9 protein-coding genes and 1 pseudogene are annotated in these 9,934 nt (G+C 58.2%); 8 read left to right on the top strand and 2 right to left on the bottom strand.

From position 1 onward, the window contains the following. The 6 genes from GHO03_RS22325 to GHO03_RS22300 form a co-directional block, all read left to right on the top strand. Positions 1 to 876, top strand: an 876-nt coding sequence (locus GHO03_RS22325; protein WP_153400547.1) for a DNA polymerase III subunit delta', incomplete at its 5' end; no start/stop codon positions are given. A 33-nt stretch (positions 877 to 909) separates the two neighbouring features. Further along, the gene (locus tag GHO03_RS22320) at positions 910 to 1,692 is read left to right on the top strand and encodes a TatD family hydrolase (RefSeq protein ID WP_095039428.1); all 783 of its coding nucleotides are present in this window, start codon (positions 910 to 912) and stop codon (positions 1,690 to 1,692) included. Between the two features lie 446 nt (positions 1,693 to 2,138). Further along, a complete protein-coding gene (locus tag GHO03_RS22315; RefSeq protein ID WP_019827947.1) occupies positions 2,139 to 2,780 on the top strand; it encodes a TetR/AcrR family transcriptional regulator in 642 nt (213 codons plus the stop codon). Between the two features lie 125 nt (positions 2,781 to 2,905). Further along, positions 2,906 to 3,874: a GTP 3',8-cyclase MoaA gene (locus GHO03_RS22310; protein ID WP_095024459.1), complete on the top strand. Its 969-nt coding sequence runs from the start codon at positions 2,906 to 2,908 to the stop codon at positions 3,872 to 3,874. A gap of 173 nt (positions 3,875 to 4,047) precedes the next feature. Then, positions 4,048 to 4,653, top strand: coding sequence for a DUF4823 domain-containing protein (locus tag GHO03_RS22305; protein ID WP_095003163.1), 606 nt, complete (start codon positions 4,048 to 4,050; stop codon positions 4,651 to 4,653). A 15-nt stretch (positions 4,654 to 4,668) separates the two neighbouring features. Continuing rightward, positions 4,669 to 5,232: a DUF1285 domain-containing protein gene (locus GHO03_RS22300; RefSeq protein ID WP_153400546.1), complete on the top strand. Its 564-nt coding sequence runs from the start codon at positions 4,669 to 4,671 to the stop codon at positions 5,230 to 5,232. 46 nt (positions 5,233 to 5,278) lie between these two features. Here the strand turns inward: GHO03_RS22300 and GHO03_RS22295 are convergent, their stop codons facing one another. Next, entirely contained in the window at positions 5,279 to 6,343 is a 1,065-nt protein-coding gene (locus GHO03_RS22295; protein WP_133144881.1) for an NAD(P)-dependent alcohol dehydrogenase, read from the bottom strand. A 179-nt stretch (positions 6,344 to 6,522) separates the two neighbouring features. Between GHO03_RS22295 and GHO03_RS22290 the strand changes: the two genes are divergently transcribed. Then, complete coding sequence (locus tag GHO03_RS22290; protein WP_095003166.1) at positions 6,523 to 7,416, top strand: AraC family transcriptional regulator; 894 nt, start codon at positions 6,523 to 6,525, stop codon at positions 7,414 to 7,416. A 155-nt stretch (positions 7,417 to 7,571) separates the two neighbouring features. On the opposite strand, the gene GHO03_RS22285 is transcribed toward GHO03_RS22290, so the two are convergent. Beyond that, a complete protein-coding gene (locus GHO03_RS22285; RefSeq protein WP_372241782.1) occupies positions 7,572 to 9,236 on the bottom strand; it encodes an electron transfer flavoprotein-ubiquinone oxidoreductase in 1,665 nt (554 codons plus the stop codon). Positions 9,237 to 9,782: 546 nt separating this feature from the next. On the opposite strand from GHO03_RS22285, the pseudogene GHO03_RS22280 reads away from it, so the two are divergent. Next, a pseudogene (locus GHO03_RS22280) lies at positions 9,783 to 9,934 on the top strand (electron transfer flavoprotein subunit beta/FixA family protein); the annotation flags it as partial.

Here is a 9,934-nt window from a genome sequence, read left to right as displayed (position 1 = left end):
CTGGCCGAGCGGCTGATGGCCAGCCTGCTGTGCAAGCAGCCGGTCGGGCTTGAGGCTTGCGGTACGTGCAAGTCCTGTTCGTTGCTGGCGGCGGGCAGTCACCCCGACAACTACATTCTTGAGCCTGAAGAGGCTGACAAGGCGATCAAGGTAGACCAGGTGCGTGATCTGGTCAGTTTTGTGGTGCAGACCGCCCAGTTGGGCGGGCGCAAGGTGGTGCTGGTCGAGCCGGTGGAGGCGATGAACATCAACGCCGCCAACGCCTTGCTCAAAAGCCTTGAAGAACCCTCGGGCAACACTGTCTTGCTGTTGGTCAGTCATCAGTCCAGCCGGTTGCTGCCGACCATTCGCAGCCGCTGTGTGCAGCAGGCCTGCCCGTTGCCAAGTGAAGCGCTGAGCCTTGAATGGCTGGCCCATGCGCTGCCCGATATCCCTGAGGCCGAGCGGGTCGAATTACTGACTCTGGCAGCCGGTTCCCCCCTGGTGGCCGTCAAGCTGCAGGCCCAGGGTGTGCGCGAGCAGCGTGCGGCGGTGGTTGAGGGGGTTAAAAAACTGCTCAAGCGCGAGTTGTCGGCCAGTCAGTTGGCTGAAAGCTGGAAAGCCATCCCGCTGCTGTTGCTCTTTGACTGGTTTTGCGACTGGTCGAACCTGATCCTGCGCTATCAACTGACTCAGGACGAAGCCGGTCTCGGGCTGGAGGACATGCGCAAAGTGCTGCAGTACCTGGCGCAGAAGACTGCGCAGGACAAAGTCCTGACTATTCAGGACTGGATTCTTGCCCAGCGCCAGAAGGTCTTGAGCAAGGCCAACCTCAACCGTGATCTGTTGCTTGAAGCGTTGCTGGTGCAGTGGGCAGGCCTGCCCGGCCAGCGCTGATCTGACTGAATTGATAAACAGGTAATTTTTTGTATGCTGGTTGACTCCCATTGCCATCTCGATCGTCTTGATCTGAGCGCCCATGACGGCTCGCTGGATGCCGCCCTTGAGGCTGCGCGCCAACGTGGTGTCGGGCATTTTCTATGCATTGGCGTAAGCGCCGACAACGCGGCCGATGTCAAAGCCCTGACTGAGCGCTATGCCGATGTGGACTGCTCGGTGGGCGTCCACCCGCTGGACGTACAACCCGGTGCCGCACCGGCGCTTGACTGGCTGTTGGGCGAGTTGAATCACCCACGGGTGGTGGCCATTGGTGAAACTGGCCTGGACTACCACTACGAGCCTGAAGCAGCCGATTTGCAGCAACTGTCGTTCAGGGTTCACCTGGAGGCGGCACAACAGACCGGCAAGCCGGTGGTGATCCACACCCGCGGTGCCCGCGCCGATACCCTGGACATGTTGCGTGAGGCAGCGTTGCCGCAGGCCGGTGTGCTGCATTGCTTTACCGAAGACTGGGACATGGCCAGGGCGGCGCTGGACATGGGTTACTACATCTCGCTGTCGGGGATTGTGACTTTTCGCAATGCTGATGCCCTGCGCGATGTGGCCCGTCAGGTGCCTGCCGACCGGCTGCTGGTGGAGACCGACTCGCCTTACCTCGCCCCGATCCCCCATCGTGGCAAGCCAAACCTGCCGCAATACGTGCGTGAAGTGGCTGAGTTTTTGGCGATGTTGCGCGGTGAGTCCTACGAACGCTTTGCAGAGCAAACCACCGAAAACTTCAAGCGCCTGTTCCCGCTGGCACGGGTCAGATGATTGCGTGGATTTGAGGGGGCGGGCTTGCTCGCGATGGGATCGCTGCGGTGTGTCTGCTAAACCGAGTTGCCTGTGTCGCGAGCAAGCCCGTTCCTACAGGTTTGGCGTTTAACTGAACAGCAGGCAAAAAAAACCCGGGCTCTGGGGAATCCGGGTTAAGACCATTAGGAGTAAAACAAAGGCACACATTCCATTGCGGCCAATATCGGCGCAGCACTTTGGGGGGGATGTCACGCCGACATGATAAGTATTGGTCAGCTTTGTCGAACGTCCAGCCGCAGCTGATCGTTTTTTAAACAGATTTGGAATACCCCAGCTTCGCTTGAGTGCTCATCTAATCGTGGGTAAATCGTTTGAACCCATCGATATGCAGGATGATCCGTGCAATTTAGCGTGACTAATGCATAATACTCCGCTTCGATTTTGACCCGAACAGACCTTTTCTTATGCACAAAGAACCCCGTAAGGTCCGTGAGTTTCGTCGCCGTGAGCAAGAAATTCTCGATACCGCGCTCAAGCTGTTCCTCGACCTGGGTGAAGACAGTGTCACCGTCGAGATGATCGCTGATGCCGTGGGTATCGGCAAAGGCACGATCTACAAGCACTTCAAGTCCAAGGCCGAAATCTACCTGCGCCTGATGCTCGATTACGAGCGCGATTTGAACGAGCTGCTGCATTCCGCCGATGTGGATAAAGACAAGGAGGCGCTGTCCCGTGCCTACTTTGAGTTCCGCATGCGCGACCCGCAGCGCTACCGATTGTTTGATCGCCTTGAAGAGAAGGTGGTCAAGGGCAATCAGGTGCCTGAACTGGTCGAAGAGCTGCACAAGATCCGCGCTTCCAACTTTGAGCGCCTGACCCTGCTGATCAAGGGCCGCATCAGCGAAGGCAAGCTCGAAGACGTGCCGCCTTACTTCCATTATTGCGCGGCCTGGGCCCTGGTGCATGGTGCGGTGGCGCTGTATCACTCGCCGTTCTGGAGCAATGTGCTGGAAGATCAGGAGGGCTTTTTCCAGTTCCTGATGGACATCGGCGTGCGCATGGGCAACAAGCGCAAGCGTGACACCGACACCCCGGCAGTCGAGTAACCACAGCCTGTATTTGCCTTCATGGCTTATGGCCTTGAGGCTTATACTCAGGCTTGGGTCTTGCCAAAACCTGATTTATGAGTCAGGTTTTGCAGCGACCCATTTCCCCCGCGCCGGAGTCATTCATGATCGTTGATCGCCAAGGCAGACGTTTTCGCAATTTGCGGATCAGCCTGACTTCAGCCTGCAACTATGCCTGCACTTACTGTGTGCCCAACGGTAAACGGCTGGTGGCGGCACAGGATGAGCTGTCGGCCGAAGCCATGGTGCGCGGCGTGGCCTATCTGATCGAAGCTGCAGGCATCGAGCGCTTGCGCATCACCGGCGGTGAGCCGCTGATCAGCCCCAAGCTCGACACCTTTATGCGTGAAGTCGGCCGGCTCGGCCTGGGTGATATCAGCCTGACTACAAATGGCCAATTGCTTGCGCGCAAACTGCCGTTGCTGCTGGACGCGGGCATCGCTCGCATCAACGTCTCCCTCGATACCCTTGACCCAGAAGCATTCCGCCGCATTGCCCGGGGCGGAGACCTGGCAACGGTGCTCGATGGCATGCAACAGGCGCGTGAGGCCGGGATCAAAATCAAGGTCAATATGGTGCCGCTGCGCGGGCAGAACCTGGATCAGGTCATGCCGCTGCTGGAGTACTGCCTTGAGCGTGGTTACGAGCTGCGTTTTATCGAGCTTATGCGCATGGGGCACCTGGCCAGTGATGGCAATGCTTTCCTGCAGCAGTTCGTCAGCTTGCAGCAGTTGTTGGCGCTGATTGGCGAGCATCATGAATACCTGCAGGCTGATGCGCCCATCGACGCCACGGCGGTGCGTTACCAGATTCCCGGGCACGGGTATTTCGGCGTGATTGCCAACGAAAGCGTGCCGTTTTGCCGGACCTGCTCGCGGTTGCGGTTGTCGTCCACGGGGTGGCTGCATGGTTGCCTGTCATCGAGCAATCGCCACTATGTGGGTGATCTGCTGAACAAGCCGCGCCACGAGGCATTGCCAGCGCTGCAAGGTTTATTGATGAAAGCCCTGGGCGACAAACAGGACGTGGCTTTCTCGGGCGGCGCTACGGTGATGAAAATCATCGGCGGCTAACAATCTGAGTGGGAGCGGGCTTGCCTGCGATGCTGGCAACCCGGTCTTGCTGATACACCGAGTTGATGCCATCGCGGGCAAGCCCGCTCCCACAGGGGAGGAGGGTGTTGGCGCGTAATCTGCATCTCGGGGCTATTCGCCGGTTTTTTGTCATCGGCTTTCGGGAGAGCGGGATGCGTGGTCTGATTGTGTTGCTGGCTTTTTTGGCGCTGGGCGGCTGCATGAGCGTCAGTGATCTGGGCGAGGGCGCGCGCTATCAAATGAGCGACGCCGGTTTGCTCGATCACAGCAATACACGTCGCAGCAATTCGCTGCGCATTCAGCCTGATTCCTTTATTTATATCGCCCAGGGGCCTTTTGCACCGATCGGCGATCCGTATGTGCGGCCCAATATCGTTGCCGAAGAAGCTTTCAACGGTTTTGTCGAATACTTCCCCATGGTGCGCCGGGCCAAGGAGCCGGTGGGGCTCGATCAGGCCATGACCGAAGCGCGTAATTTTGGCGCCCACTACCTGTTGTACACCCGCTTTGCCCGGGCCGATGACCGCATCGGCAACAGCGACGAATGGCTCGATCAGGAAGAAATCAGCCGCCTGGGCATCGACAGTGGGGTGATCCAGCTGATGTTGATCGAAACCAGCACTCAGTACCTGATCGACACCGCCACCATTCGCAGCCGTGGCGGTTTGCTGACGTTCCATGACAACAAGCCCGCCGACCTGATTGGCCCGCCGCTCGCCAAGTACGCCCGCAGCTTGATAGGCTTGAGCGATCAATAAGTCGAGGAGAGCACCATGAGCGAGCCGGTAGACGTCAGCAATTTGCTGGCGCAAATCCCCAGGGCCGACAAGGGGCTGCCGCCCGTTCATTTGTGGGATACCGCCTTTTGCGGGGACATCGATATGCGTATCGCCCGTGATGGCACCTGGTATTACATGGGTACGCCGATCGGTCGCAAGCCAATGGTCAAATTGTTCTCGACCATCATTCGTCGCGATGGTGATGAATATTTTCTGATCACACCGGTCGAAAAGGTCGGCATCAAAGTGGATGACGCGCCTTTTGTAGCGGTCGCTCTGGACGTGGAAGGGGTGGGGGAGCAGCAAGTGCTGCGCTTTACCACCAATGTCGATGAGTCGGTCAGCGCTGGCAGCGAGCACCCGCTGCACTTCGTCATTAACCCCGAGACCCAGGAGCCTGCGCCTTACCTGCATGTACGGCGTAACCTTGAAGCGCTGATCCACCGCAATGTGTTCTATCAGTTGATAGAACTGGCGGTGGTTGCTGAAATCGATGGGCAAAACTGGCTGGGCGTGTGGAGCGCTGGCGAGTTTTTCCCGATAGGGCTTGAGCCCTAGGCCCAGTGATTGTGGGAGCGGGAAACCCGCTCCCACAAAGACGCATTTAGGCTTTCAGCGTTTTCATATCGATCACAAAGCGGTATTTCACATCGCCTTTCACCACGCGCTCAAAGGCTTCGTTGATGTTTTTGATGTCGAGCATTTCGATATCGCAGGTAATCCCGTGCTCGGCGCTGAAATCGAGCATTTCCTGGGTTTCGGCAATGCCGCCGATCAGCGAGCCGGCCAGTACGCGCCGCTTGAACACCAGGTTGAAGGCGTTCAGTGCCGGCTCAACCGGCTCGATCAGGCCCACCAGAATGTGTACGCCGTCAAAGGTCAGGGTTTCGAGGTACGGGTTCAGGTCGTGCGGCACCGGAATGGTGTCCAGCAGGAAGTCGAAGTGCCCGGCAGCGGCTTTCATCTGCTCGGCATCGGTGGACACGATCACATGGTCGGCGCCCTGGCGACGCGCTTCTTCAGCCTTGGCTTCGGAGCGGGTGAACAGGGTCACTTCAGCGCCCAGAGCCTTGGCGAACTTGATGCCCATGTGGCCCAGGCCGCCCATACCCAGAATACCGACCTTGTCGCCCGCTTCCACGCCGTAGTGAACCAGAGGCGAGTAGGTGGTGATGCCGGCGCACAGCAGGGGTGCGGCGCTGGCCGGGTCGAGATTTTTCGGAATGCTCAGTACGAAGTGTTCGCTGACAACCATCTTGTCCGAGTAACCGCCCATGGTCAGCGTGCCGTCGATGCGGTCCGGGCTGGCGTAGGTTTGGGTCATGCCTTCCAGGCAGTATTGCTCCAGGTCTTCCTTGCAGGCCGAGCAGGTGCGGCACGAATCAACCATGCAGCCCACGCCGACCAGATCGCCGACCTTGTGCTTGGTAACTTTGTCGCCAACGGCGGTGACCTTGCCGATGATTTCATGGCCCGGCATCAGCGGGTAAGTCGCGAAGCCCCAGTCATTGCGCGCCTGGTGGATGTCGGAGTGACAGACACCGCAATACAGCACTTCGATCGCGACGTCGTCCGGTCGCGGTGCGCGACGGTTGAACGGCATGGGCGCCAGTGGGGCCTTGGCATTCTGGGCGGCATAACCGATAGCGTTATAAGTAACAGTGGACATGAGAACCTCGCGAAACGTTGACTGTGAACAGGGCGCAATTTTGCGCTTACATGCCTTTCAGGACTATGACGATTCCTCCGCCTGTCATGCCTAATACTCCGGATTGACGGGGTGGCTGCCATTTTATTGACCAATTCTGCGAAGATGCGGCTGTCTATTCCTCCTGCGAACCTTTCTCCATGCTTTTGACCCGTCACCGTGACGAGAACGCCGCTCTGGTGTCTCTGATCGAACCGCTGGCGACACAAACCGGTTTTGTGTCGACCTTGTTGCCCGAAGTCCGGGTAGTTTCTGCCTGCCGGGTAGTAGCCCGAATGCCGCAGATTTATGAGCCTAGCCTAATGGTGATTGCTCAAGGCAGTAAGTTGGCCTATCTGGGCCAGCGCACCCTGGAATACGGTGCCGGACATTATCTGGTGCAGGCGCTGGCGGTGCCTTTTGAGTGTGAAACCTTCGCTTCGGAAGAAATGCCATTGCTGGGTGTTGCTATCAGCATCGACCGAGCGGTACTGGGCGAGTTGGTACTGGCCATGGGCCTGGCCCCTGACCGCAGTGCAGTTGCCCAAACTCCGGAGTCGATGACCTCGGCGGTGCTGGATGACGATATGCGCCAGGCGGTCGAGCGCCTGTTGCGTTGCCTGCACGACCCTCTGGAGTGCCGGATCATGGGGCAGGCGAGGTTGCGCGAGGTGCTGTTCGCGGCCTTGCGGGGGCCGCAGGCGGGTGTGTTGCGGGCTTTGGTTGAGCAGCAAGGGCAGTTTGCCCGGGTGGCGGCGTCATTGAGCTACTTGCATGAACACTTCGCACAGCCGCTGAATGTCGAGACATTGGCCCGTTGCGCGAATATGAGCGCGTCGACCTTTCATGAGCATTTCAAGCGCAGCACCTTGTTGTCGCCGGTGCAGTATCTCAAGCGGTTGCGGCTGTTGCGGGCGCAGCAGTTGCTATTGAGTGAGGGGCTGGGGGTGGCGCAGGTGGCGGAGCGGGTGGGCTATCAGAGTACGTCGCAGTTCAGTCGCGAGTACAAGCGCTACTTCGAACGCAGCCCCGGTCATGAAGGGGTGGGGTGCTAGTCAGTCGGTGTGACGGGCGCGGTGTGAGAGCGGGTTTGCTCGCGATGCGCACAGCGCAGTCTGTCAGGCAAACCTGGGCGATCCCATCGCGAGCAAGCCCGCTCCCACAAATCCGGGGGCAATAAAAAAGGCCCCCGAAGGAGCCTTTTTTAGACTTACATGTTCGGGTAAGTCGGCCCGCCGCAACCTTCCGGGGTTACCCAGGTGATGTTCTGTGATGGGTCCTTGATGTCACAGGTTTTGCAGTGCACGCAGTTTTGCGAGTTGATCTGGAAGCGCTTCTCGCCGCTTTCCTGGGTGATCACTTCGTACACACCCGCCGGGCAATAACGCTGAGCAGGCTCGTCGTAGAGCGGCAGGTTGACGCTGATCGGGATGCTCGCGTCGCGCAGCTTGAGGTGGCAAGGCTGCTCTTCTTCGTGGTTGGTGCTGGAGATGAATACCGAGCTGAGCTTGTCGAAGCTGAGTTTGCCGTCCGGCTTCGGGTAGTCGATCTTTTTGCAGTCCTTGGCCTGTTTGAGGCAGGCGTAGTCAGGCTTGGTGTCGTGCAGGGTGAACGGCAGTTTGCCGCCGAAGATGTTCTGATCAAGCCAGTTGAAACCACCGCCCACGATAGGGCCGAACTTGTGCAGTGCCGGACCGAAGTTGCGGCTGGCGAACAGTTCGTCGAACAGCCAGCTGGCCTTGAAGGCCTCAACGTAGGTGTTCAGTGCATCACCGCCTTCGGAGTCGGCGAGCAACGAGTCAGCCACGGCCTCAGCTGCGAGCATGCCGGACTTCATCGCGGTGTGGCTGCCTTTGATCTTGGAGAAGTTCAGGGTGCCCAGATCGCAACCGATCAATGCGCCGCCGTTGAAGATCATTTTCGGCAGCGAGTTCAGGCCGCCTTTGCAGATGGCGCGAGCGCCATAGCTGATACGTTTGCCGCCTTCCAGGTACTGCTTGAGCACCGGGTGATGCTTGAGGCGCTGGAATTCGTCGAATGGCGACAGGAAGGTGTTGCTGTAGGACAGATCAACGATCAAGCCAACTACTACCTGGTTGTTTTCCAGGTGATACAGGAAAGAACCGCCGGTGTTTTCGCTGCTGATAATGTCCAGCGGCCAGCCTGCAGTGTGCACCACCAGGCCTGGCTGGTGTTTGGCCGGGTCGATTTCCCAGATTTCTTTCAGGCCGATACCGTAGTGTTGGGCATCTGCGTCGCTGTCGAGCTTGAAGCGTTCGATCAGTTGCTTGCCCAGGTGACCGCGGCAGCCTTCGGCGAACAGGGTGTACTTGCCACGCAGTTCCATGCCCGGGGTGTACAGGCCTTCCTTGGGGTTGCCTTCGCGGTCAACGCCCAGGTCGCCGGTGATGATCCCGCGAACCACATTGTTTTCGTCGAATAGCACTTCTTGAGCAGCGAAGCCCGGGTAGATTTCTACACCCAGGTTTTCGGCCTGCTGTGCCAGCCAGCGGCACAGGTTGCCCAGGGAGATGATGTAGTTGCCTTCGTTGTGCATGGTTTTCGGCACAAACAGGTCTGGCACCTTGGTCGCGGTGCTGTCGCTGCGCAGTACATAAATATCGTCGCGGGTAACGGGAGTGTTGAGCGGAGCGCCGAGCTCTTTCCAGTCCGGGAACAACTCGTTCAGGGCGCGAGGTTCAAAGACCGCACCGGACAGGATATGAGCACCGACTTCGGAGCCTTTTTCAACCACGCAGACGCTGATTTCTTTACCGGCTTCGGCGGCCTTCTGCTTCAGGCGGCAGGCGGCGGACAAACCGGCAGGGCCGGCGCCGACGATGACCACGTCGAATTCCATGTATTCGCGTTCCACAGGTTCTCTCCTACTCAAGGCTCAACGGTATTTTTCTAATTGGAGGTTTGGCGTTTCATCCATTATTCCCTCGACGCAGGCCAAGGACGCAATGGATGAGGCGCCGCTCTCTCTATGAGGTCGGGCATTATATCTACACCACTGGCAGGGTCCAATACAAACGTTTGTTTGAATTCACTGCAACCCAGACAAATCAAAGACGCGCGGCTTAAAACTGGCCCATTTGCTGTATTGACCGCAAATGGTGTTCCGGTCAAGATACGGTCGGTTTTGCGCTCGCCGTAGGCTGATTGTCGGTTTCAAGAGCACCTCTAAAGACAGGGCACAGGCATGAGCCAGTGGGAGCCTGCCATTTTTGCAGCGGAGTTTACACGTCCTTTTGGTGGATGACTTGTTAGTCACATCGGACAGACGGTCGCAGGGGCAGTCGCTGGTACCCGTCTATTAATAAGGCAACGATCTTTGGAGGTGCCCTTGTGCTGACGAGCATCAACCGCCAGGTTCGCCTAGGCGACTTTCTTTTCACCGGAGAGTAACGAGGAATCCATGAAGGTTCTTGTAGCTGTCAAACGAGTGGTCGATTACAACGTTAAAGTGCGCGTCAAAGCGGACAACTCCGGCGTTGACCTCGCCAACGTCAAGATGTCGATGAACCCCTTCTGCGAAATCGCCGTGGAAGAAGCCGTACGCCTGAAAGA

It is taken from the genome of Pseudomonas sp. FSL R10-1339 (genome assembly GCF_009600545.1).
Lineage (GTDB): Bacteria > Pseudomonadota > Gammaproteobacteria > Pseudomonadales > Pseudomonadaceae > Aquipseudomonas > Aquipseudomonas bubulae.
This window is presented reverse-complemented; position numbering and strand designations above follow the sequence as displayed.

What these genes read in the sequence shown, in the direction of transcription:
- GHO03_RS22320 (WP_095039428.1), top strand. Translation starts at nt 910, where the DNA reads ATGCTGGTTGACTCCCATTGCCATCTCGATCGTCTTGATCTGAGCGCC.
- GHO03_RS22300 (WP_153400546.1), top strand. Translation starts at nt 4,669, where the DNA reads ATGAGCGAGCCGGTAGACGTCAGCAATTTGCTGGCGCAAATCCCCAGG.
- GHO03_RS22315 (WP_019827947.1), top strand. Translation starts at nt 2,139, where the DNA reads ATGCACAAAGAACCCCGTAAGGTCCGTGAGTTTCGTCGCCGTGAGCAA.
- GHO03_RS22310 (WP_095024459.1), top strand. Translation starts at nt 2,906, where the DNA reads ATGATCGTTGATCGCCAAGGCAGACGTTTTCGCAATTTGCGGATCAGC.
- GHO03_RS22290 (WP_095003166.1), top strand. Translation starts at nt 6,523, where the DNA reads ATGCTTTTGACCCGTCACCGTGACGAGAACGCCGCTCTGGTGTCTCTG.
- GHO03_RS22295 (WP_133144881.1), bottom strand. Translation starts at nt 6,343, where the DNA reads ATGTCCACTGTTACTTATAACGCTATCGGTTATGCCGCCCAGAATGCC.
- GHO03_RS22305 (WP_095003163.1), top strand. Translation starts at nt 4,048, where the DNA reads ATGCGTGGTCTGATTGTGTTGCTGGCTTTTTTGGCGCTGGGCGGCTGC.